16 protein-coding genes and 7 pseudogenes are annotated in these 22,715 nt (G+C 44.5%); 11 read left to right on the top strand and 12 right to left on the bottom strand.

What is annotated here, in order from left to right:
• Positions 1–10 precede the first annotated feature (10 nt).
• The 10 genes and pseudogenes from DXE31_RS03740 to dnaA form a co-directional block, all read right to left on the bottom strand.
• Positions 11–750, bottom strand: a pseudogene (locus tag DXE31_RS03740) (branched-chain amino acid ABC transporter permease); the annotation flags it as partial.
• Positions 732–1,648, bottom strand: a pseudogene (locus tag DXE31_RS03735) (branched-chain amino acid ABC transporter permease). The pseudogenes DXE31_RS03735 and DXE31_RS03740, both read right to left, overlap by 19 nt.
• 24 nt (positions 1,649–1,672) lie before the next feature.
• A pseudogene (locus tag DXE31_RS03730) lies at positions 1,673–2,857 on the bottom strand (ABC transporter substrate-binding protein).
• A gap of 19 nt (positions 2,858–2,876) precedes the next feature.
• A pseudogene (locus tag DXE31_RS03725) lies at positions 2,877–3,577 on the bottom strand (ABC transporter ATP-binding protein).
• An 18-nt stretch (positions 3,578–3,595) separates the two neighbouring features.
• Positions 3,596–4,337 (bottom strand): annotated as a pseudogene (locus tag DXE31_RS03720) (ABC transporter ATP-binding protein).
• Between the two features lie 177 nt (positions 4,338–4,514).
• Positions 4,515–4,664 (bottom strand): annotated as a pseudogene (locus DXE31_RS03715) (DUF3717 domain-containing protein); the annotation flags it as partial.
• A gap of 14 nt (positions 4,665–4,678) precedes the next feature.
• Positions 4,679–5,170 (bottom strand): SET domain-containing protein, encoded by a 492-nt coding sequence (locus tag DXE31_RS03710; protein WP_114697850.1) that lies wholly within the window; start codon positions 5,168–5,170, stop codon positions 4,679–4,681.
• A gap of 2 nt (positions 5,171–5,172) precedes the next feature.
• Positions 5,173–7,671 (bottom strand): DNA topoisomerase (ATP-hydrolyzing) subunit B, encoded by a 2,499-nt coding sequence (gene gyrB, locus DXE31_RS03705; RefSeq protein WP_114697849.1) that lies wholly within the window; start codon positions 7,669–7,671, stop codon positions 5,173–5,175.
• 11 nt (positions 7,672–7,682) lie between these two features.
• Complete coding sequence (dnaN, locus tag DXE31_RS03700) at positions 7,683–8,798, bottom strand: DNA polymerase III subunit beta (RefSeq protein ID WP_114697848.1); 1,116 nt, start codon at positions 8,796–8,798, stop codon at positions 7,683–7,685.
• 263 nt (positions 8,799–9,061) lie between these two features.
• The gene (dnaA, locus tag DXE31_RS03695; RefSeq protein WP_231969333.1) at positions 9,062–10,489 is read right to left on the bottom strand and encodes a chromosomal replication initiator protein DnaA; all 1,428 of its coding nucleotides are present in this window, start codon (positions 10,487–10,489) and stop codon (positions 9,062–9,064) included.
• Between the two features lie 222 nt (positions 10,490–10,711).
• On the opposite strand from dnaA, the gene rpmH reads away from it, so the two are divergent.
• The 9 genes from rpmH to DXE31_RS03655 all read left to right on the top strand — a co-directional run bounded on the left by rpmH (position 10,712) and on the right by DXE31_RS03655 (position 17,575).
• Positions 10,712–10,858, top strand: coding sequence for a 50S ribosomal protein L34 (gene rpmH, locus DXE31_RS03690; RefSeq protein WP_114697847.1), 147 nt, complete (start codon positions 10,712–10,714; stop codon positions 10,856–10,858).
• On the top strand, positions 10,855–11,172 hold the full coding sequence (locus tag DXE31_RS03685) for a ribonuclease P protein component (protein WP_231969331.1): 318 nt from the start codon (positions 10,855–10,857) through the stop codon (positions 11,170–11,172). The genes rpmH and DXE31_RS03685 overlap by 4 nt, the downstream gene beginning before the upstream one ends.
• Positions 11,173–11,406 carry a membrane protein insertion efficiency factor YidD gene (gene yidD, locus DXE31_RS03680; RefSeq protein ID WP_197712137.1) on the top strand — a complete coding sequence of 78 codons (234 nt, stop codon included), beginning with the start codon at positions 11,173–11,175 and terminating at the stop codon, positions 11,404–11,406.
• 15 nt (positions 11,407–11,421) lie between these two features.
• Positions 11,422–13,095, top strand: coding sequence for a membrane protein insertase YidC (gene yidC / locus DXE31_RS03675; protein WP_114697846.1), 1,674 nt, complete (start codon positions 11,422–11,424; stop codon positions 13,093–13,095).
• Positions 13,096–13,137: 42 nt separating this feature from the next.
• Positions 13,138–14,499 (top strand): tRNA uridine-5-carboxymethylaminomethyl(34) synthesis GTPase MnmE, encoded by a 1,362-nt coding sequence (gene mnmE / locus DXE31_RS03670; RefSeq protein ID WP_114698641.1) that lies wholly within the window; start codon positions 13,138–13,140, stop codon positions 14,497–14,499.
• An 86-nt stretch (positions 14,500–14,585) separates the two neighbouring features.
• Positions 14,586–16,451, top strand: a complete 1,866-nt coding sequence (locus tag DXE31_RS03665; protein ID WP_114697845.1) for a phosphoenolpyruvate carboxykinase (GTP) — start codon at positions 14,586–14,588, stop codon at positions 16,449–16,451.
• A gap of 72 nt (positions 16,452–16,523) precedes the next feature.
• Entirely contained in the window at positions 16,524–16,796 is a 273-nt protein-coding gene (locus tag DXE31_RS12800) for an FAD-dependent oxidoreductase (protein WP_415077805.1), read from the top strand.
• Positions 16,797–16,845: 49 nt separating this feature from the next.
• Positions 16,846–17,010, top strand: a complete 165-nt coding sequence (locus DXE31_RS12795) for a hypothetical protein (RefSeq protein ID WP_415077804.1) — start codon at positions 16,846–16,848, stop codon at positions 17,008–17,010.
• A 106-nt stretch (positions 17,011–17,116) separates the two neighbouring features.
• On the top strand, positions 17,117–17,575 hold the full coding sequence (locus DXE31_RS03655; RefSeq protein WP_114697843.1) for an MnmC family protein: 459 nt from the start codon (positions 17,117–17,119) through the stop codon (positions 17,573–17,575).
• Here DXE31_RS03655 and DXE31_RS03650 read toward each other — a convergent pair.
• Together DXE31_RS03650 and DXE31_RS11100 are read right to left on the bottom strand one after the other, a co-directional pair.
• The gene (locus DXE31_RS03650; RefSeq protein ID WP_114697842.1) at positions 17,558–20,227 is read right to left on the bottom strand and encodes a DNA topoisomerase III; all 2,670 of its coding nucleotides are present in this window, start codon (positions 20,225–20,227) and stop codon (positions 17,558–17,560) included. The two genes, DXE31_RS03655 and DXE31_RS03650, sit on opposite strands and share 18 nt — an antisense overlap.
• Before the next feature lie 217 nt (positions 20,228–20,444).
• Positions 20,445–20,984: pseudogene (locus DXE31_RS11100) on the bottom strand (DNA-processing protein DprA).
• 214 nt (positions 20,985–21,198) lie between these two features.
• Here DXE31_RS11100 and def point away from each other — a divergent pair.
• Together def and fmt are read left to right on the top strand one after the other, a co-directional pair.
• Positions 21,199–21,714, top strand: a complete 516-nt coding sequence (gene def / locus DXE31_RS03640) for a peptide deformylase (RefSeq protein ID WP_197712135.1) — start codon at positions 21,199–21,201, stop codon at positions 21,712–21,714.
• Between the two features lie 8 nt (positions 21,715–21,722).
• Entirely contained in the window at positions 21,723–22,715 is a 993-nt protein-coding gene (gene fmt, locus DXE31_RS03635) for a methionyl-tRNA formyltransferase (RefSeq protein WP_114697840.1), read from the top strand.

Below are 22,715 nucleotides of genomic sequence, written 5' to 3'. Positions count from 1 at the left end.
ATGCCTACACACCAACGACAGGACCAAGAATGGTTCCCATTCCGCCAAATAAGGTCATCAGCACTACCTCGCCTGACATGTGCCAGCGAACATCGGTTAATGTGGCCAACTGAAATACAAGAGACTTCATAGATCCGGCTAGCCCTGAAAGGGCGGCAGAAATGATAAAAGACATCAGCTTGAAACGGTCGACGTCATATCCAAAAGAAATAGCACAGAGCTCATTCTCACGCATTGCTTTCAGAACTTGACAAAACGGTGAGCGAACTGCGCGCATGATGACAGCAAAGCTGAATAGCATCCCGCGAGGTACCGCCCTGAATGCTATCTTCGCCGCCGGTATAAGGTAACTGCACCGCTAAAAAGCAAATCATTTGCGAGAGAGCTAAAATTAGCATCGCAAAATACATACCTTGCCTGCGAATAGTAAGGGAACCAATCAAAAAACCCAAAACCCCCGACCCTACAACCCCCCAGAATGATCCCTATCTCGGGCGTGAAATCCGCTACTTTAAAAAAGTAGACGGTGATATAAGAGATTTTACCAAAAAACGCGGCGTGACCAAAAGACAATAAGCCCGTGAATCCAAGCAACAAATTAAATGCGCAAGCAAATAAAGCAAAACACAAAACCTTCATTGCAAAAACAAGATAGATGAAGTCCTGGAAAGATAATAGTAGCCCTATCAAAACCAAGATGACGTAAAGTAATTTTGTTTTTGGATTCACATTTATTTCTCCTGCCCGCATAGTCCAGCAGGACGAATCAATAAAACCATTGCCATGGTCACAAAAATCACTACGTCGGAGGCTTCTGGATAAAAGACCTTAGTGAGACCCTCAATTAAGCCCAAACCCAAACCAGTCAAAATGGCGCCCATGATCGACCCATACCACCAATAACTACCACCGCAAACACAACAATAATCAAGTTGGAACCAATTAATGGGTTTACTTGGAAAATAGGAGCTGCTAGAACACCCGCAAAAACTGCCAAACCGATACCATAGGCGTGAGCCAAAGAAATCATCAACGGCACGTTGATACCAAAAGCTTGAAGTAATTTAGGATTTTCTGTTCCAGCGCGCAAGTCAGCGCCCATCTTAGTTCTTTAGATAACATACCAAGTAGAGAAGCAAACCACCAAGGAAATGGCAACCACCCAAACGCGATACTGCGGCAAAATAATACCGATTGACCCTAAAGGAATTGCACCCTGCAATATTGCTGGAGCAGGGTAGCTTTCACCAGAAATTCCGTACCAGTGACGGAACATACCCCCAATAATTAAGGCCAAACCAAAAGTCAGCAATAAGCCGTAAAGATAGTCGAGGTGATCAAAACGGCGCAACATCGTTCGCTCAAGACTGAAACCGAACCCCGCCAACACCAAGGGCACGACAATCAAAGCAAACCAATAATTAATGGATAGCTCGGGAAAGTCGAGCCACTGACTAATTTAGGTTAAATCAATCCATGCAATAAAGGCGCCCATGGTGTACTGCGCACCATGGGCAAAATTAATAATGTTGAGAAGGCCAAAAAATAATGGCCAATCCCAAAACTCAAAATGGCATAGAAAGAGCCATTGATAAGCCACCAAGAGCTGGGCAACCAGCCACTGTTGGGGCACTTCCGAGAAGTGCAAACATGCGAGAGAGATAGAAATCAATTACTTATTAGTAACCAGTTTGTATCGTGACAATGAAAGTGGTTGAGTCGCTTCAGCAGCAGGAATTACTGCCTTCATGTTGCAATCATCCCATGTGCTCGTAGACTCAGTTGGTTTTTTCACTGCTAACAAATACATATCATACTCAAACTTACCATCGGCACGGATCTTGCCTTTGAAGAGCTCATCATCAATGTTTGTAGCCTGCAAGGCCTTCATCACAGCTTGTGTGTCGTCGGTTCCTGCTTTTTGCACTGCATTTAAATATGTAAGAACGGAGGAATAAACGCCAGCCTGAACGCTTGATGACATACGCTTGTGTTGCACAATGAAGCGCTTTGCAAAGGCGAGGGTCTTGTCGTCTCGGTCCCAATAAAAGCCCTCTGTAAGGTACATGCCTTGTGCGGCATTTAAACCCAAAGAGTAAACGTCTGTAATAAACATTAGCAATGGCACCACGGTTTGCTTTTGATTCATACCAAACTTAGATGCCTACTTAACACTGTTGATAGTATCTTGACCGGCATTTGCTAGGGCCACTACATCTGCTCCACTAGCCTGCGCCTTTAAGATATAAGACGAAAAGTCGCTGTTTGGAAACGGATACTTACTGGTACCCAACACCTTACCGCCATTAGCATTCACCACCTTGGTTGAGTCCCCCTCCAAGGCTGCGCCAAAGGCATAGTCAGCAATCAGGAAGTACCAATTCTGCTTGCCCTGCTTTACAACCGCCTTAGCTATTCCGTTAGAGAGCGCGTAAGTGTCATACGTCCAATGTACGTTATTGGCTGTACATTTTTCATTGGTAATTGGCAACGAAACGGCACCCGAAATGAGAGTAATTTTATTCTTTTGTTCAGCCACCTCCATTACTGCCAAAGCAACATTGGTAGAAATCAATTCAACAATGACGTCCACGCCGTCTTTGTCGTACTACTCGCGAGCTTTATTCGCAGCAATATCAGCCTTGTTTTGATGATCCGCGCTTACAAGCTCAATCCGCTTACCAAGAACAGTGCCGTCTTTAGAAAAATCAGCAATGGCCATCTTGGCAGCGATGACAGCTCCAGGACCAGCTAACTCAGAGTAGACTGAAGAAAGATCGGTTAGTACGCCAATCTTGATAACGTCGCCACTAATCTTCGATGCGCTTTGCGCAAACGCAGGGCTTGAACCAAACACACGGTTATTTGCTTTAACTTCATTGCCATCTCCTATAGACACCCAGATACTCAGTTAACAGACCCGCTTTTTCAGCAAGCGCATTCTGATTTACAACCTCAACCACATTTCCATGTTCAACCACATAGTGGCGATCCGCTAAAGGCGCAGCAAAACAATGGTGAAGCCCTTGTTGCGCACACTAGTGACCCTCTCCCCAAGTTTTTTTCACAATGACGGGCACCAGCAGCCCCTCAGTAATTTCATCTAGCAGCAATAATTTCGCGCTTGTGCTCAAAATCCGCGCCATTGCCAACATCTGCTGCCCCCTCCAGACAAGCACGTACCTGGACTGCTTCATCTTTCATAAAGATTGGGGAACATTTCATAAATCTCGTCTAAACCCATTCCGCCGGAAGCAACCTCTGGCAAAAGCAATAAATTCTCCTCAGCACTTAGACTAGCAAAAATACCCCGCTCTTCTGGGCACAAACCAACCCCTAAACGAGCAATTCTGTATGTTGACATTGAAATGGTTTGTGTGCTATATATCTCTACCGAACCAGTGCGCTTGCTAGTGAAACCCAAAATGGTTTTAAGGATAACGCTACGATCGGCGCCATTTCTTCCAAGCAAAGTAACCACCTCGCCATCGCGCACAGCAAAGTTAACTCCACGCAAAATATGGGACTCACCATACCAAGACTCTAGGTTTTTAGCCTCTAAAGCCATAGTACTCATAGGTTGTCTCCCCCGTGGCTACCCCTTACCCATATAAGCTTCGATCACCAATGGGTTATTAGAGACCTCGTGATAAGAACCCTCAGCCAAAACCGCGCCACGCTGCAGCACTGTGATCCGGTCGGCAATTGACATATTGTGCTCAACCATCAATATGGTATGCCCCTTGGCAACACGATCAATGAGCTCAATCACGCGCTCAACATCTTCATGGTCCATTCCGTGTATAGACTCATCTAACAGCATCAGCTCTAGCTCCATGGCCAATGTTGTTGCTATTTCAAGAGCCCTCTTTCGCCCATAGGCCAAGTTAAGGGTTTCTTCATATGCAAAATCTTGTAGCCAAACCTCATATAAAAACTCTAATGCGCGCTCATTGAGGATGTTGAATGAATTACCTTGATTTCCAAAAATGAAATTTGGTGCCGAGCCCGCGATGCAGTGCAACACGAACATTCTCTAAAATCGATAAATGCGGAAAAACAGCTGAAATCTGAAAAGACCGAATAATATCCCGACGAGCAATTTGTGCCGGGGCTTCCTTGGTAATATCAAAACCATTACACAAGATTTGGCTGCTACTTGGCTCCAAAAACTTCATTCACACGTTAAAGCAGGTAGTCTTGCCAGCACCGTTCGGCCCAATTAATGCGTGAATAGTTCCCCGAGCAACATCTAAGCTCACATCGGTGACTGCAGAAACCCCCTTAAAGGATTTGCCTAGCCCAATTGTTTTTAATATTGTTTCGTGCAATCTCATAACCCCTACTCCCGACCTGGAAGCAAGAATATGAGGCTACCCCAAGCTAGCATTGCTATATATAGCAATAACCCTAAAAACGAGGGACGGACAAATAAAATTTACTTAGCCTGTTTTTTGAAATTTTTGCATTGCCAAACGCGCCACATCATCCAAGACATCAACGGGTATTCGCTAAGCGCCCTGGACAATCATTAGGGCATAAGGCTTGGCAAGAGCAGAGGCTTCGGGACATAGGCGCAACTCACCCCCCTCCATCTCTGAGGGAGACTGGCTACGCCAGTAATTGATTGCAGCTTCAAGCTGTTGGATAGTAACAAACAACATGGGTGATTTTGCTGCTAATCTTTGATGGCAAGCATCGTGCCGCGGCATTTTTTTGCACCACAACGACACTCGTAATCCCTTTTCATCTGTTTTGTAATTTTTCCCTCAACATCCAGCGAGTAGTCGCACAAAAGCTCTTCGCCAACCTTAAGCGCACGATTGGCATAAATAAACACTTTTGGTTCACCATCAAAACTGTCTTCGCGCGTTTCACAGCTTGGCTTGCAGGAGTGATTGATCCAACGGGCAGCATTGCCGCCGTACTTTGCATCAATCACTCGGCCATCTTCTAGTGAAAAATAGAAGGTATGGTTTGGGTCATTGGGATCGTGGGGGTGGCGTTTTTCAGCCAACCTCCAACTAATGCGCTCACCCTTGTACTCAATAATTGCCTGGCCTTTTTTTATTGGCTTTGCAACAAAAACCCCTTTGCCATGAATGGGGGATGACTTAACAACAATGGAAGACCGATCCACTTTCGGTGGTTTAAGTTTTTTGGATGCCATATTTAAACGTCTAGGTTACGTGCAATTAACGCATTCTTCTCAATAAATGCGCGACGCGGCTCAACCTCATCACCCATCAGTGTTGCAAAGACCTGGTCTGCAGCAATCGCATCTTCAATCTTTACCTGTAAAAGCGTTCTTGAATTTGCATCCATGGTGGTCTCCCACAATTGAGATGGATTCATTTCACCAAGACCTTTGTATCGTTGACGACTTAATACACGCTCAGCCTCGGATAACAGCCAAGCAAAAGCGGCCCTAAAGTCGCCAATGGTTTTTTCTTTTTGATTTTTATCAGGATCGCCCCTGCGAACTTTGGAGCCTGGAACAACCTTACCCGATAAAACTGCTGCCGCATTAGCAAGGCTCCGATAGTCATCGCCGTGCACAAAGTCTGAGTTAATGGTTGAAAGCTTTAAGTTTCCGTGAATCCTTCGCGAAAGCAGAAGACGGAAGCGCTCGGTGCGCTCTTTTTTTTGGACAATAATTTCTGGTGCTATTGCTAGTGGGTTTAAGGAATCAGCCAGGGCCTTTCGCAAAAGATCGGCCGACTCGTTGGCTAATTTTTCGGTATCCAGATTTAGCGGTGTTCCGGATGCAATTGCTCGCAACGCATCCTCATCAATGGTGCGTGATAATCGATCAACGATCGATTGAATGACTTGATAGTGTCTTGCCAGCTCATTGAATGCTGTGCCTTCAATCACTTCACCGTCTGGGGTTTGTAGAGAGGCTGTTTCAAGCGCAATCTTCAATAAAAGCTGGTTTAATTCTGCATCATCTTTAATGTATTGCTCGCTCTTGCCAAACTTAACCTTATATAAAGGTGGTTGAGCAATATAAATATGGCCACGCTCAATTAACTCTGGCATCTGCCTATAAAAGAAGGTGAGTAAAAGAGTGCGGATATGACTCCCGTCAACATCGGCATCGGTCATGATGATGATGCGGTGATAACGCAGCTTATCGGCTTTGTACTCTTCAATGCCAATGCCTGTTCCTAGAACGGTAATTAAGGTTACCACTTCTTGGCTAGCCAACATCTTGTCAAACCGTGCTTTTTCGACGTTTAGAATTTTTCCTTTTAGTGGAAGAATGGCCTGAAAGCGGCGATCACGCCCTTGTTTGGCAGATCCTCCCGCTGAGTCGCCCTCAACAATGAATAATTCAGATTTTGAGGGGTCTTTTTCTTGGCAGTCAGCCAACTTACCAGGCAAACCCAAGCCATCCAGGGCGCCTTTACGACGAGTCATATCGCGCGCTTTACGAGCAGCTTCTCGTGCACGGGCTGCATCTACAATTTTGCCGCAGAGAATTTTTGCATCCGCTGGACGCTCTTGCAAATAAGCGCTTAGAGCTTCTGCAACCATTTCTTCAACTGGACCACGAACTTCACTAGAAACTAACTTGTCTTTTGTTTGACTAGAAAATTTTGGCTCTGGAACTTTGACAGATAAAACGCATGCAAGACCTTCGCGCATATCGTCACCAGAGATTTCTACTTTTGCTTTTTTTGCAACTTCATTTTCATCAATATATTTATTAATGACACGAGTCATCGCGGCACGTAAGCCTGTTAAATGTGTACCACCATCCCTTTGAGGAATATTATTGGTAAAGCAAAGTACTTGCTCGCTAAAACTATCATTCCATTGCATGGATACTTCAACAGTAATCTGACCACCTAAATCAGAAGGACGCATACCTTCTGCGTAAAAAATATTAGGGTGTAAAACGTTTTTTGTTTGATTGATGTATTCAACAAAACCCTTAACTCCGCCAGAAAAAGCAAAGTCTTCCTCTTGCCCCGTACGCTGATCAATAAGCTTAATGTGAACACCATTATTTAGAAATGAAAGTTCACGAATTCTTTTAACTAGAATTTCATAATGAAACTCTGCGCTCCCAAAAATCTCTTCATCCGCCAAAAAGTGGACTTCCGTACCTGAAAGTGCGGTATTACCAGTAACCGTGATTGGAGAGACAAGGACACCATTCTCATCCACTACATTGCGATTTTTAATAACACCCCGCTCAAACTCCATATAGTGCGCTTTTCCATCGCGACGAATGGTCAGCTTCAACCATGTGGATAAGGCATTTACACAACTAACACCAACACCATGTAAGCCGCCAGAAACCTTATAGCTATTTTGGTCAAATTTACCTCCAGCATGAAGCTCGGTCATCACAATTTCTGCAGCACTTCGTTTTGGCTCATGCTTATCGTCGTACTTAATGCCTGTAGGAACACCGCGTCCATTGTCAACAATAGAAATGGAGTTGTCTGTTTGAATAACGACCGTAATTTCAGAACAATATCCCGCTAAAGCCTCGTCAATAGAGTTATCTAAAACTTCAAAAACAAGGTGATGTAGGCCAGTGCCATCGGAGGTGTCCCCGATATACATGCCTGGACGTTTACGAACAGCCTCTAAGCCTTCTAGGATTTGAATCGATGCAGCACCGTACTGCTCTACTACTTTTTTTTCTTCAGTCATTTTTTTCTAAATTAAATACGCATTGGCATCACAACATACTTAAAACTCTCTGTGCCAGGCAGAGTAATTACAACACTACTATTTGCATCACCTAAACTGATTTGAATTTTTTCGTTCTTGAGATTTGATAGAACATCGAGAAGATAGCTTACGTTGAACCCAATTTCTACAGCATCTCCAGCGTATTCAGTTTCAATCTCTTCTTGTGCCTCTTCTTGTTCTGCATTGGTAGATTGAATAGTAATTCGATTGGGAGATAAGGAAAATCGAACTCCTTTGAATTTATCTGTTGTCAAAATCGCAGCGCGTTGCAGAGCTGACTGCAATGCATCCCTGCCTACGACTAAGGTGTTTTTCTGCCCTTTTGGAATCACTCTTTGGAAGCCTGGAAATTTGCCTTCCACTAATTTTGAGATTAATTCAATATCGCCAAATGAAAACTTTACTTGATTTGCCGTAAGACTAATTTCGAGCGACTCGTCAGATTCCTCTAATAGGTGTTGACACTCCAAAATAGTCTTGCGAGGAATAATAATTTCTTGTTTTTGACCAGATCCAGATGGCGCCTCAGCCAACCCAACTTGGGAATAAGCAAGACGATGACCATCAGTGGCTACCGCAACAACATCTTTATCCTCAATTACCAATAACATGCCATTTAAGTAAGAGCGAATGTCTTGTTGAGCCATTGAAAAATGGACTTGACTAATCAGTTGCCGAAAACTTTTCTGGGACATCTTCCAAGCAGCGGTAACCTCACCCACACGTTGCATCATAGGAAATTCAGTTGCAGATAATGTTTGCAAAGAAAATCGGCTCTTGCCGCTTTGCACCACCATACGATTATCTTTTAAATTTAAAGACACCGGGCCCTCAGGTAATGCACGTAAGATCTCTAAAAGCTTTCTTGCTGCAACAGTAGTGGTTACATCTTCAGAACCAACACCAAAACTAGCGGTGGTTGTCATTTGAGTTTCGATATCAGTGGAAATTAAAAATACTTTCTCACCAACCTTCTTAAATAAAAGATTTGCCAAAATTGGTAGTGTGTGCCTACGTTCAACAATTCCATTAACGACCTGAAGGGGCTTGAGTAAGTTATCGCGAGAAGTGTTAACGAGTTGCATGGCTTTTAAATCCTTGTATATATCTTAGTAGTAATAGTAATAAGGGCCTTAAAATCCGTGGATAAGTCCAAAATCCCTTTTAAAACAATGCATTAAAAACTAAAAAACCTGTGGAAAACCTCTGTATAGAGGTTGCATAAAAAGGGGACAACTTATGACCAATACCCTATTTTTGCATGACTCTCAGTCTTTCCACAATTTATCCACATGTAATTCCCAAACTTATCCCCGTGCTTATCCACAAACTTATCAACAGGTAAATATTATGATTTCAACGTCTGCTCAATTACATGGATCTCATGATTGAGTTGACTATCATGCGCTCGCTCATCGGAAATCTTGCGCACAGCATGTAAAACAGTGGTGTGATCTCTTCCTCCAAACAATTCACCAATCTCTGGGAGGCTCTTTTGGGTCAATTCTTTAGCCATAAACATGGCAATTTGACGCGGCCTGGCAATGTTTGTTGGCCGTTTTTTTGAATACATGTCGACAACCTTAATACTATAAAAATCAGCAACGGCTTTTTGGATATTCTCGACAGAAATTTGTCGATTTTGAATAGAAAGTAGGTCTTTTAAGGCCGTTCTTGCTACCTCAATAGTGACCTCGCGCCCATGAAATCGAACGAAGACAAGAATTTTACGTAAAGCGCCCTCTAACTCACGAACATTCGAACGAAGGTGTTTGGCAACAAAAAAAGCAACATCCTCGCTCATGGGGATGCCTTCACTAATTGCCTTTTTCATTAAGATAACGACACGCATTTCCAGCTCTGGGGGCTCGATTGCAACGGTTAAGCCAGAGTCAAAGCGTGAAATGAGTCGATCATCTATACCGGCTATCTCTTTGGGGTAAGTGTCACTTGTAATGATTACTTGTGACTTATTGCTGAGCAAAGCTTCAAATGCATAAAAGAACTCTTCTTGGGTCCTAGACTTACCACTAAAAAATTGGATATCGTCAATTAACAGTAGATCTAGTGAGTGGTAATAGCGCTTAAAGCGATCAAACGCCTTTTGTTGATAAGCCCGCACCACATCGGAAACATACTGTTCAGCATGAATGTAGCGAATTCGTGCGTTTGGCTTTTTTTTTAAGAGGTGATTTCCAATGGCGTGAATTAAGTGCGTTTTGCCCAATCCCACCCCACCATATAAAAACATTGGGTTGTAAGAGGTGCCAGGATTGTGTGCGATCTGAATTGATGCTGCTCTAGCCAGCTGATTTGCTTTGCCTGTAACAAATGTTTCAAAAGTAAGATTTGGGTTTAGCTTAGAGTGATCTTCAATCTCAAAAGCATTCTCTTCTACGGACATTACAGAATCAGGATATCCCAATTCGCCGATCTTTTCGTCCCGATCATCATTGGTTGATGTTAATGTGGTGACTGCTGGTATCGCCTCGATCGCTAAGGTAAAGCCTACATTCATTTGGCGACCAAAATATTGGGAGGCTAGCTCTTGGAAGCGGTCAGCAAAAGTTTTTTTGATCCAATCAAGCTTAAATCGATTGGGAGCCCCTATGGTTAGTGAGTCATCACTCTCAACAAAAGACAGTAAAGTAAGGGGCTGAATCCATGTCTTAAACTGTTGGGGTGACAGTTCGCGGGATAAAATGCCTATAGCATCATCCCAAAACCCCAGTGGGCTAATTGAATTCAAGGCGGGAGGATTGTTTAAGTTACTCATATTTTTAGAGGATCCATTGTAGCTATCCTCAAAAGTTATCCACAAGCTAAAAAACAGTGGAAAAGCTGTGGATAACTTGTGAATAATGAAAAAATTTCTAACTAAATTAATGATTTAAGAGGAATTGAAGTAAAAATAGAGAAAAATACCTCTATATTCGTTAAGAATGATTGACCTTTTGCTTCGCAACAAGGAAAATAGTTGGTTTTCCAGGGATCGAACATGAAAAGAACTTACCAACCCTCAGTAACCCGTCGCAAGAGTACACATGGTTTTCGCATTCGTATGAAAACCAAAAGCGGACGCGCAGTTTTAAATGCCCGTCGCGCAAAGGGACGCAAGCGTTTGGCTGTTGAATTTAGCCATTGAATAGTGCAAGGATTTCTGAATTACTTAAGATGCGTCCGCAGTCAAGTTTGTGCTGGGGCGTATATGCTGCATCAACTCAAGGCAAAGCAAAGCCCGATTTGGGCGTTGCGATAGCAAAGAAGTTGGCCACAAGAGCTGTTGATAGAAACCGTCTCAAGAGAATGATTCGTGAGTTGGTTTGGGCTGCGCAAGCTGATACATTAAAAAAAGATGTTGTGGTTAAGTTGAAAAAGCCAATTGGTCGAGAGACAAAGGGCAGACTTAGAAAAAAAGAAAAAGAAATTTTGCGCTCTCAATTTTTGGAGCTAATTTAGGTGCACCCCCTGAATAGGGTGGCCATTAGGTTGGTCAGAGTGTATCAACTTACTTTGAGCCCATTTTTGGGAATGCACTGTAAATACGTTCCTAGCTGCTCTCAATATGCATGCGACTGTTTCAATCATTATGGATTTTTCAAAAGCTGTAGCCTGATTATGTGGCGAATTTTGCGTTGTAACCCATGGTCACAGGGTGGTTATGATTCTGCGGTAAAACAAACACTTCAATAACTTAAGCGAATGTAAATGGACTTCAAAAAAACAATTCTTTGGGTGGTCTTCTCGATGTCGGGTCTGATGCTCTACAACAATTGGCAGGTTCATGAAGGTAGACCTTCTCTTTTTGGAGGCACGCAGACAACGCCCCCTGCGGTTGTAGATAAAGCAACCCCTAATAATAAACTTGACGTCCCAACACAAATTTCTGGCACCCCAGCTCTTGCCGCAGCTCCGGTCGTTGGCGGTGGCGCTATTGAGGGCGCAGAAAAAACTATGCTTCAAAACGATGTTCTCGTGCTAGAAATTAGTGCAAGCGGAGCAAATATTGTGGATGCAAAATTATTGAAATCCCTCACTGCGGAAAATAAGCCGGTTGAGTTATTTCAGTACACACCAACTCATAAATACTTTGCCCGCTCCGGACTGATTTCATTCAATAACAATGATTTGCCGAACCACACCAGCAATTTCAAATTGATTCAATCTGGCAAAGATGGGTCTGGTAGGCCGTTTGCTGTTTTTGCAAGTGAGCGTAGTGGCGTTAAGCTTGAAAAAACATTTGTGTTAAATCCTGGCAGCTATGTAGTTGATGTTGGGCATCGGGTTACCCAAACAACCAACAACCCAAATCCATTGGTTCTATACACGGAGATCGTGCGAGATGCTTCGCAAGAGCAAAAAATTGGCCCATTTGATGGAGCTTTCTCTGCGAGCACTTTCACTGGCCCCGCGGCTTATACAGACAAAGAGAAGTTCAACAAGCTTGAGTTCACAGCAATTGATAAAAATAAAATAACCATTCCTACCCAGATGGGTGCTGGCGATTCTGCTTGGATCGCAATGGTTCAGCACTATTTTGCAAGTGCATGGATTCCTGGCGACAAAGTTGCCCGCGATATTTATGTCGGCAAAATTGACAACAATCTTTATCGAATTGGCATGCAAATTCCACTTGGAGTTGTAGCTTCGGGTACCACTGTTGTAGAAAAGGCGAAATTATTTGTTGGGCCGCAAGAAGAGCGCCTTTTAGAGACGATCGCCCCCGGTTTCGAGTTACTTAAAGACTATGGTTATTTAACTATTTTGGCCAAACCGATTTTTTGGCTGCTCGATAACATTCACTCATATGTTGGCAATTGGGGTTGGTCGATCATTTTATTGACCATCTTAATTAAGCTGGTGTTTTTCCCTCTGTCGGCCGCTAGTTATAAGTCGATGGCACGCATGAAGGAAGTTCAGCCACGTTTGGCTGCTATGAAAGAGCAATACAAGGGCGAACCACAAAAACTGAATCAAGCCATGATGGAGATGTATCGCAAAGAAAAGATTAATCCATTGGGTGGATGCCTACCCGTCTTGATTCAAATCCCAGTCTTTATTGCTCTTTATTGGGTTCTGCTGTCGTCAGTTGAAATGCGCGGCGCACCATGGATTTTATGGATTCACGATCTTTCGGTTCCTGACCCAAATTACATTTTGCCCATCATGATGGCTGCATCGATGTTTATACAAACAAAATTGAACCCAACACCGCCGGACCCAATTCAAGCAAAGGTAATGATGTATATGCCGATTATTTTCTCGGTCATGTTCTTCTTCTTTCCAGCAGGCTTGGTGTTGTATTGGGTTGTTAATAATTTGCTATCGATTGCACAGCAATGGAAAATTAACCAAATGTGTGGAAAAAAGCCCGCTAAGTAATTTGCGTGCCGCATAAAAACTTGTAATTAGTAGACAGTAATGATGACAAGAAAATTACCCATCATTGCTGTCGCAACTGCGGCTGGTAAGGCTGGCGTGGGAGTAATTCGGATCAGTGGACAGAGTCTGCACCGTATTATTGACTCCTTATTTCAAAAGAAACTTCCCCCAAGACAGGCAACCCTGTTAACGCTGTTTGATGGGCTGGGTCAAGTCATTGATCAGATGATTGCAATCTACTTTGTTGGCCCAGCATCATTTACTGGTGAGGATGTTTTAGAGCTTCAGTGTCATGGCGGCCCACAACTACTTGAATTAGTAATGAAGCGTTGTTTGGAGCTTGGTAAGGGCGAGGGCTTGGTTATCGCCGACCCGGGCGAATTTACCCTGCGCGCTTACTTAAATAATAAGATTGATTTAGCCCAGGCCGAAGCAATTGCAGATCTCATCGATGCCCAGAGTGAGGCCGCTGTCCGTGGCGCAGCCCGATCCTTACAGGGCACGTTTTCTGACGACATTAATGGCCTTATAGAAGAAATCACACAGCTCAGAATTTTGGTTGAGTCAACTCTAGACTTTCCAGAGGAAGAAATTGAATTCCTGGAAAATGTTCAGGCACGACAGCGCCTCTTGGCTGTAAAAGAAAAACTAAATGCCTTGCGTGCTGGAGCTAAACAGGGAAAAATTTTACGTGACGGCATTCAGCTGGTTTTGGCGGGTGCGCCCAATGTTGGGAAAAGCTCTTTATTAAACCGTTTAGTCGGAGAAGATGTGGCTATTGTTACGCCCATTGCAGGGACTACGCGTGACCGAGTAAAGGAAAGCATCACTATTGATGGCGTACCTATGCACATTATCGATACCGCCGGTTTGCGCGAAACAGTTGATATTGTTGAGGCAAAAGGTATCGAGAGATCCTGGGATGCCATATGCCTCGCTGATCTGGTCTTATTTTTGACCGATGCGGAGTCTGACTCCAATCAGGACGAATTAAAGACCGAGATCTTGGCGAAACTCCCCCCAAAATGTGCTGTACTTGAAGTAATTAATAAGGCGGATTTGTTACTGAGCCCATCAACATTGCCAAACAATGAAGTTTTGCTCATTTCTGCTAAAATGGGACTTGGAATACCGCAGTTAAAGCAAAAAATCTTGGAAATTGTGGGTTGGGCTGGACCTCAAGAGGGGGTGATTTTGGCTCGGAGAAGACATTTAGACGCAATAGAGCGCGCCGCTGAGCACATTGAAAAATCAGAACAATTTGCAGAAAATGGCAACAATTCACTAGAATTGTTCTCAGAAGAGCTATATTTAGCGCAAAAGCACCTTGGCGAAATCACCGGAAAACTCCTTCCAGATGACCTGTTGGGAAAAATCTTTAGCCAATTTTGCATTGGCAAGTAAAGGGTTTGCTCTGTGGTGGGCGTAAAAATTCACCCAAAATGTTAAAATTACCGGATTAAAACAATTCAATCTTCATAGGGAAACATATGACTTCAACTACTAGCGCTCAGATTAATGTCAACGCGCCAGATTACGTAAAAAACAAGCGTTTAATTGAGTGGGTCGGGGCGGTAGCCGCCCTCACAAAACCTGATGCCATTCGTTGGTGTGATGGTTCACAGGCTGAGTATGACGAGCTTTGTGAGCTATTGGTTGAGGCTGGTGTTTTTAAGCGCCTCAACCCCGCTAAGCGTAAAAACTCATTTTTAGCGCTGTCTGATCCCGAAGATGTGGCACGGGTCGAAGACCGCACATTTATTTGCTCGTCCAAAAAAGAAGATGCTGGTCCAACAAATAACTGGGTTGAGCCAAGCGAAATGCGCGCAACCCTGAATCCTTTATTTGATAGCTGTATGCGCGGTAGAACAATGTATGTAGCGCCATTCTCGATGGGCCCAATCGGCTCACCAATCGCCCATATCGGTGTTGAGTTGTCAGACAGTCCTTATGTTGCCATCAATATGTGTCTCATGACACGCATGGGTAAGGCTGTTATTGATCAGCTTGGTGCTAATGGCGAATTTGTGCCTTGTATCCATACCGTTGGTAAACCATTGGCTGCCGGCGAAAAAGATGTTGCGTGGCCGAACAACAAAACCAAATATATCGTTCACTATCCAGAAACACGTGAGATTTGGTCTTTCGGTTCAGGTTACGGTGGTAATGCATTGTTGGGTAAAAAGTGCTTTGCATTGCGTATTGCATCCAACATGGGTCGCGGTCAAGGTTGGCTTGCTGAACACATGTTGATCCTGGGTGTGACCTCGCCTGAAGGCAAGAAATATCACATCGCAGCTGCATTCCCATCTGCATGCGGAAAAACGAATTTCTCCATGATGATTCCACCAAAAGGCTTTGATGGCTGGAAAGTTACGACGATTGGTGACGATATTGCATGGATCAAGCCACGCAAAGATCCTGTCACTGGTAAAACCCGCTTGTTTGCGATCAACCCAGAATCTGGTTACTTTGGCGTAGCTCCTGGAACCAATCGTCAAACCAACCAAAACTGTATTGATTCCTTGAATCAAGATGTGATTTTCACAAACGTTGGCTTGACTGATGATGGTGATGTTTGGTGGGAAGGCTTGACAGAAACACCCCCAGCGCATTTGATCGACTGGCAAGGCAAGGATTGGACGCCTGCTGATGGAGAGGCTGGTCGTAAGGCTGCCCATCCAAACTCACGCTTTACAGTAGCAGCAACAAATAATCCTGCGGTTGATCCTAAGTGGGATGACCCTGAAGGGGTTCCAATTGATGCATTCTTGTTTGGCGGTCGCCGTTCAAATACAGTGCCTTTAGTTAGCGAGGCGCGTGATTGGGTTGAAGGCGTTTACATGGCTGCAACTTTGGGATCAGAAACAACCGCTGCAATTACGGGACAAATCGGTGTTGTCCGTCGTGATCCATTTGCGATGATTGCGTTTGCTGGTTACAACATGAGCGATTACTTCCAGCATTGGCTCAATATTGGCAAGCAGCTCGAAGCCGAAGGCGCGGTGTTACCAAAGATTTATTGTGTGAACTGGTTCCGCAAGGATGAGAATGGCAAGTTTGTTTGGCCTGGTTTTGGAGAAAACATGCGCGTTCTTTCTTGGATCTTGGATCGCGCTGAAGGTAAAGCCAGTGGTAAAGAAACACCATTTGGTATTTGCCCTGAGCATACCGATATGTATTGGAATGGCCTTGACTATTCAGCTGAGAAATTTGCTAAAGCAATCCACGTTGCCGTTGATGACTGGAAGAATGAGCTGAAGCTTCATACAGAACTGTTTGAGCATCTTGGTGATCGTTTACCAAAAGAGTTGAAAGAAACTCGCGCCAAAATTGAACAACGCTTAAACGCTTAAGCTAGATAACTATTGAATAGTGTCTAGCGTTTTATTTAGATCGATTGAATGACCAAATCCTAATACCATGAAATGGTGGTGATTGGGGCTGGCAGTTGTGGAGCATTCATAGCTAATGAGTTGTTCGAGCGCGGTAAATCAGCCTGTATTGTTGATGCCGCTCAATCTGCAGGTACTGCTTGTTCAAGTCAAGCGTATGCAATTGCCCATCTCCACATCGGGCATGGGCTCTCTCCGTTTATTGCGACTAACTCGTATTGCGTTCTTGCTGGCAGAGGCGCGTTGGAAAAACGTTTGGCAACAGCACGGCATATTTCAGCCGGCCAAAAAAGAGAAAATTTTTGATCTTTTACAAATTACAGAGTATCTTCATGATTTAGGTCTTGATGGGGATATGGCGGTAGCGATGAATGCCGAAGAAGCACATCTATCTTGTGGCATTGAACAAAGCGGTGCTTGGTTACCGCGGGGCGCTTGTTTGAATGTATTTAAAGCAAGTAAACACTTGCTGCAAGATCATGAGCGCCTCACCTTTTGTTGGAATACACAAGTTATTTGACTTGAGAGGCATCAAAATGAGTGGCATTTATTCGGCAGCATGGATACTCTCATCATGACGGCCAGAAAAGCCGTTGTGGGCTTGTGCTCAAGATACAAAATCTCTCATGAACAGCGTTGATATTCGCTTGCCAATAAAACCAGTGCGTGGTCAGTTAAGCATTTTTTCGGTAAAAGATGGCGACCCATGGATTAAAAAATCACCCCCTGTTGGGATATCGGGTGATGGCTATTGTTTACCCGTCGAGCAACTTGAGGACAGCAGTTATCGCTGGATAGTTGGCTCGACTTTTGATGAGGGCGAGGATAATCTTGAGCCATGGCATACAAGCGATGCTTGTAATCGTGAGCAAGCTATGCGCTTGGTAGATTATCCAGATGGAAATCCGCGCTCACTTATAGGCGTTGGCGAGTTTGTCGGCGTGCGTTGCGGGAGATCGCTTACCAATTATTGGTTCGCTAACTCAACGTCCTGGGATATTTTTATCGACAGCTTTAGGCTCGAGAGGGATTTTATGGTCTGCTCGGGCGGCCAAGCTGATTACAGCTCAGCTACTAGAGGATGACTTTGCTTTACTTGCACGCTTTGGTTTTACGGCTGACTTAGTTTCTGTGCTCGCGCCAGCGCGTTTTTTCGCTGGTGCTGCACCTTCAGCCTTGGGCGCTTTGGCCGCAAATTCAAAGCTAATTTTGCCAACTGAATCCAGGGCTAAATAAGCTTTAAAGCCTCGCCCAGTACGGTTTGATTTAAAGTTGGCCAGCAGATCGGTTTTGCCCTCTTTGAGTAACTTTTGTACTTGTGCTGGCGAAACCTCTTGCTGCAGCACCACTTTGCTAGTTTTGAAATCGCATGACTTGCTTGGACCGGTATTGTTTTCACAAACATAGCGCATGCCGTCTTCGTAGACTGCGCCTGAACATTTAGGACATGCTCCTAGAGCTTGACGACCAGTCAAGTCAACCGGCTCTGTTGCATCCTCTTGCGTGTTGCCAAAGTCAAATTCAAGCTTAAAACCTGCGTTTGGATAGTCTGCATCAACCTCGGGAATTTCACTTAATTTAATAATGGCAGCAAACGGGCGCCCGATTTTGCTTCGGAACCCTTGTAGTGGCCCGATTGTTTTCTCGCGCAATAATTCTTCGACTTCTGGATATTCAAACGCGCGTCCACCAGGTGTTTTGCTGATAGTAAAACCGCACGTTTCGCAAGCAAAACGACGATAGTTTTCTTTGACGGGGCCTTTGCAGTGTGGGCAAGGCGTGACCATAGCAGCGTAATCGCCAGGAATCGTATCGCTGTCATATTCCTTCGCCCGCTTCACAATACGCTGGGTCATTTGCGCAATCTCTTGCATGAAAGTGTCACGATTCATCTTGCCTTGCTCGATGAGTGATAATTTGTTTTCCCAGCTACCCGTTAAATCAGGGCGGGTTAATTCTTCTACATCTAGGCCGCGCAATAAGGTCATTAATTGAAACGCTTTTGCGGTTGGAATGAGTTCACGTGCTTCGCGCACAATGTACTTTTCAGCAAGTAAGCCTTCGATAATGGCCGCTCGAGTCGCCGGGGTTCCAAGACCCTTCTCTGCCATAACCTCTCGCATCTCATCATCAACCCATTTACCAGCACTTTCCATTGCGGAGAGCAATGTTGCCTCTGTGTAGCGAGCAGGTGGTTTTGTTTTCAAGGGTACTGCCGCAATCGATTCAGTTTGAACCGTCTCATCTTTTTGGACTGGAGCAAACTCATTATCAGCCTGATTTGATTTACCGTAAACCGTTAACCATCCAGGGCTTACAAGAACGCGGCCCTCAGTTTTAAAGTGATGTCCCGATGCTTCAGTGATGCAAGTGGTGACGCGGAACTCCGCAGCTGGATAAAAAACCGCCAAGAATCGACGCACTACTAAATCGTAGAGCTTAGCCTCAGGCTCACTTAAATTCTTAGGCCTTTCCAAGGTGGGAATAATCGCAAAGTGATCAGAAATTTTAGAGTTATCAAAAATGCTTTTATTTGGTTTAATCCAGCCATAGCCTGCCCTTGCTTTGGGGTCCTTGGGATCCCCTTGCAGAATTTGTTTGGCAAATGCTCGGTAATCTTGCGAATGGTCGGCAAGATTTTCCATTGTTTGCTTAACGGTATCGAGGTAATCTTCAGGTAGCGCTTTTGCGTCTGTACGTGGGTAGGTTAAAGCTTTGTGGCGTTCGTATAAAGCTTGCGCAAGACCCAAAGTATTTTTTGCAGAGAAGCCAAACCGTGCATTTGCTTCTCGCTGCAGGCTGGTTAAATCAAATAACTGTGGTGCAAGTTGTCTGGCTGGCTTAGCTTCCTCAGTAACGCTCGCTTTTTTACCCCGACATGCGGTCACAATGCTTTGGGCCGCAGCTTCGCTCCAAAGGCGGTTCTCGCGAGCATCGGGCTCCGTTACATCCTTTTTGAATTTCGGATCAAACCAACGGCCCTCATAAACCCCAGAAGCAGCCATAAACTCCGCCTTTACCTCCCAGTAGTCTTTAGAACCAAACTTACGAATGAGTTCTTCGCGCTCTACAACGATAGAGAGTGTAGGGGTTTGTACACGCCCTACAGTTGTTAAGAAAAAACCACCACTTTTGCTATTAAAGGCGGTCATTGCGCGGGTACCGTTAATGCCAACGAGCCAGTCTGCTTCAGAGCGGCAACGAGCTGCATCCGCAAGGGGCTTCATATCTTCATCGGTGCGCAAGTTTGCAAAGCCCTCTCGAATGGCAGCAGGCGTCATAGACTGTAGCCATAAGCGCTTAATTGATTGTGATGCCTTTGCATGTTGCGCTATCAAGCGGAAAATCAACTCACCTTCTCGTCCAGCGTCACAGGCATTAATGAGCGCGGTTACATCTGTGCGTTTAATGAGTGTTTGTAACACCTTGAGGCGCGATTCTGTTTTCGCAATTGGGCGTAAATCAAAGCAAGGGGGTACAACTGGCAAATTGGCAAAAGACCATTTACCGCGTTTGACATCAAATTCCTCGGGGGCAGCAATTTCTAGTAAATGACCAACCGCAGATGCAATTAGAAATTCATCACTCTCAAAATAAGCTTCGTATTTGGTAAAGCCGCCCAAAGCCTTGGCAATGTCATTTGCAACAGATGGCTTCTCTGCAATGATGAGCGTCTTTAGGTGCTCCCCGGCGGTAGTCTTCGAAGTGCTTTTTTTGGTAGTTGCCTTAGTTGCCACGCGTTATGCCTAAATTTGAGCTAAGAATGATGTTTTTTGGGTAAAACGGAGGGTCAATTTAAACCAAAATGAGATCCATGCAATCCCGCACCCCTTTTTTATTATTAACCGATAAATTAGTAAAAGTCCAAAAACTCCTATTTGTCCCCGTTTTAAACAAGCCACAACGTCTTCAATATAGGCAAAAAGCCTTTTTAAGGCCTTTCAAATGGGGTTTTTAGCTAAATATGTAGATCCTCAAGGACGTTTTCCGGTCTAAAGGCCAGTTTTGCGCCGTGTTGGATAAGTTAGTGACAGCCGACGGAATTGGGGTGTTGAATGGACCCAGGCAAAGCAAAACCTCTCTACCCATCTCTACTGCTAGCTTCGCCGTTATGAATGATCCGGATTTTTCTGTCGCTTCGATCATTACGACGCCAAGCGATAGTACCTCGATGATTTGATTTCTTTTGGGAAAGTGTCATTTTTTGGGGGCAATACCTAAAGGCAGCTCCGATATTAGAAGCCCCTGATGACGAATAGCATGCGAAAGGCTTAGGTTCTGCAGGGGATACACCACATCAACGCCAGTTCCTAATACGGCGGCCGTGAAATGCCCGGCTCCAAGGTCAATCACCGCTTGGTGGACTGCGCTGTCACCCCATTTTGCTATGCCCGAGACAATCAGGGCCCCTGCCCTAGAAAGCGCTTGGCTAAAAAGGCGGCAATTTTTTAAGCCTTGAGGGCTTGCCTCACGTAAGCCAACAATCGAAATCATCGGCATTTTAAGCAGACGAATGTCGCCATATAGATAAGAGCGCTTCTGGGGGATCGTATAAGTCCAGGAAGGAGCCGGGTAGGATAGTGAGCGCTTTTACGATTGATTTGAATTATGGAGCTTGATGTGGCAGAAGAGTTCATAAAACAATTTTGTACCGTTGGGGAATTGGAACAATCAGGACATACTGATAGCTCTGTTGGATAATTCTTATATGACCTTATTAAATGCCCTCTGCTATCCAGATCCTCGATTGCACAAGGTTGCTAAACCTGTGGAGCAGGTAGATGCACGTATTAAAACAATTGTCGCTGATATGGCCGAGACGATGTATGACGCGCCAGGCATTGGATTGGCAGCAACGCAGGTGGACATTCATGAGTGCATCGTAGTAATTGATGTATCAGACGATCAAAATGAATTAATGGTTTTTATCAATCCAGAAATTATCCGGGCAAGCTCTGAAACCAAATCTTGGCGCGAAGGCTGTTTGTCTGTGCCAGGGTTTTATGATGAAGTTGAGAGGCCTGCCGAGATTCGCGTCAAGGCGTTAGATGTCGACGGCAAAGAATTTGAGATAGATGCAGATGGTTTGTTAGCGGTATGTTTACAACATGAGCTGGATCATTTGCAAGGAAAAGTATTTGTTGAGTATTTATCGATACTCAAGCGAACTCGTATCTCACAAAAAATGAAGAAGCGCGCTAAAGAATTAGCAGGTCAACGCTAAGCGCCCCAATGAAAATTGTCTTTGCTGGAACTCCTGAGTTTGCCGCGCAAGCGATGCGTGCTATTGATAATGCAGGACATGAAATTGTCCTTGCTCTCACTCAACCAGATCGTCGGGCAGGCAGAGGCATGCACCTTCAAGCAAGTCCCGTAAAAGAATTTGCTTTGCAAAAGAACATTCCAGTCTTACAGCCAGAAACATTAAGGCTTAATAGTCTTGACCCGCAGAAACAGGCTCAGGCACAGGCTGCCTATGATCATCTCTCCTCGATCGATTTTGATGCTATGGTGGTTGTCGCTTACGGTTTGATTCTGCCCCAAGTAATTTTAGATATTAGTGAGCGGGCTGGACGGCACGGCAGCTTGAATATTCATGCCTCTCTTTTGCCGCGATGGCGTGGTGCAGCACCGATTCAGCGTGCATTAGAGGCTGGTGATCAGAAGACGGGAGTTTGTATTATGCAAATGGATGTAGGCCTAGATACTGGCGATGCTGTTATGGTCTCAGAGCTGGAGATGGCTCGGGGTGAAACTAGTGCTAGTTTGCATGATCGCTTAGCTTGGCTTGGTGCCGATGCGATTGTGAGGGTATTGAACATATTGCAGCAAAGCGAAGCATTAGTTCGAGTACCACAGCCTAAAGAAGGCGTTACTTATGCAGAAAAAATTCTGAAGAGTGAGGCGGAGATCGATTGGACCTTAAGTGCCAAAGCAATTGATCAACGAATTCGCGCTTTTAATCCATTTCCCGGAGCGCTTAGTCATGCGGAAGAGTTGGCAATTAAATTTTGGAACTCAAGGGTTGCAAAAATCAATCTGTCTAACGGAAAATTTTGTGAAGGTGAGATGTTTGGCTTTAGTGATGATGGTGTATATATTCAGTGTGGCGATGGAGTGCTAGAGGTTTTAGAAATGCAAAAACCAGGTGGAAAAAAAATGGATGCCAAAACATGCACTCAATCGATTAGTGAAAAACCCTTACGCTTTCAATCAAAGGAGTAG

This window comes from Polynucleobacter necessarius, from assembly GCF_900095185.1.
GTDB lineage: Bacteria > Pseudomonadota > Gammaproteobacteria > Burkholderiales > Burkholderiaceae > Polynucleobacter.
The sequence above is the reverse complement of the archived record's forward strand: the minus strand, read 5'-3'. Positions and strand labels throughout refer to the sequence as shown.

What these genes read in the sequence shown, in the direction of transcription:
- DXE31_RS03710 (WP_114697850.1), bottom strand. Translation starts at nt 5,170, where the DNA reads ATGGCATCCAAAAAACTTAAACCACCGAAAGTGGATCGGTCTTCCATT.
- gyrB (WP_114697849.1), bottom strand. Translation starts at nt 7,671, where the DNA reads ATGACTGAAGAAAAAAAAGTAGTAGAGCAGTACGGTGCTGCATCGATT.
- dnaN (WP_114697848.1), bottom strand. Translation starts at nt 8,798, where the DNA reads ATGCAACTCGTTAACACTTCTCGCGATAACTTACTCAAGCCCCTTCAG.
- dnaA (WP_231969333.1), bottom strand. Translation starts at nt 10,489, where the DNA reads ATGAGTAACTTAAACAATCCTCCCGCCTTGAATTCAATTAGCCCACTG.
- rpmH (WP_114697847.1), top strand. Translation starts at nt 10,712, where the DNA reads ATGAAAAGAACTTACCAACCCTCAGTAACCCGTCGCAAGAGTACACAT.
- yidC (WP_114697846.1), top strand. Translation starts at nt 11,422, where the DNA reads ATGGACTTCAAAAAAACAATTCTTTGGGTGGTCTTCTCGATGTCGGGT.
- mnmE (WP_114698641.1), top strand. Translation starts at nt 13,138, where the DNA reads ATGACAAGAAAATTACCCATCATTGCTGTCGCAACTGCGGCTGGTAAG.
- DXE31_RS03665 (WP_114697845.1), top strand. Translation starts at nt 14,586, where the DNA reads ATGACTTCAACTACTAGCGCTCAGATTAATGTCAACGCGCCAGATTAC.
- DXE31_RS12800 (WP_415077805.1), top strand. Translation starts at nt 16,524, where the DNA reads ATGGTGGTGATTGGGGCTGGCAGTTGTGGAGCATTCATAGCTAATGAG.
- DXE31_RS12795 (WP_415077804.1), top strand. Translation starts at nt 16,846, where the DNA reads ATGGCGGTAGCGATGAATGCCGAAGAAGCACATCTATCTTGTGGCATT.
- DXE31_RS03655 (WP_114697843.1), top strand. Translation starts at nt 17,117, where the DNA reads ATGAACAGCGTTGATATTCGCTTGCCAATAAAACCAGTGCGTGGTCAG.
- def (WP_197712135.1), top strand. Translation starts at nt 21,199, where the DNA reads ATGACCTTATTAAATGCCCTCTGCTATCCAGATCCTCGATTGCACAAG.
- fmt (WP_114697840.1), top strand. Translation starts at nt 21,723, where the DNA reads ATGAAAATTGTCTTTGCTGGAACTCCTGAGTTTGCCGCGCAAGCGATG.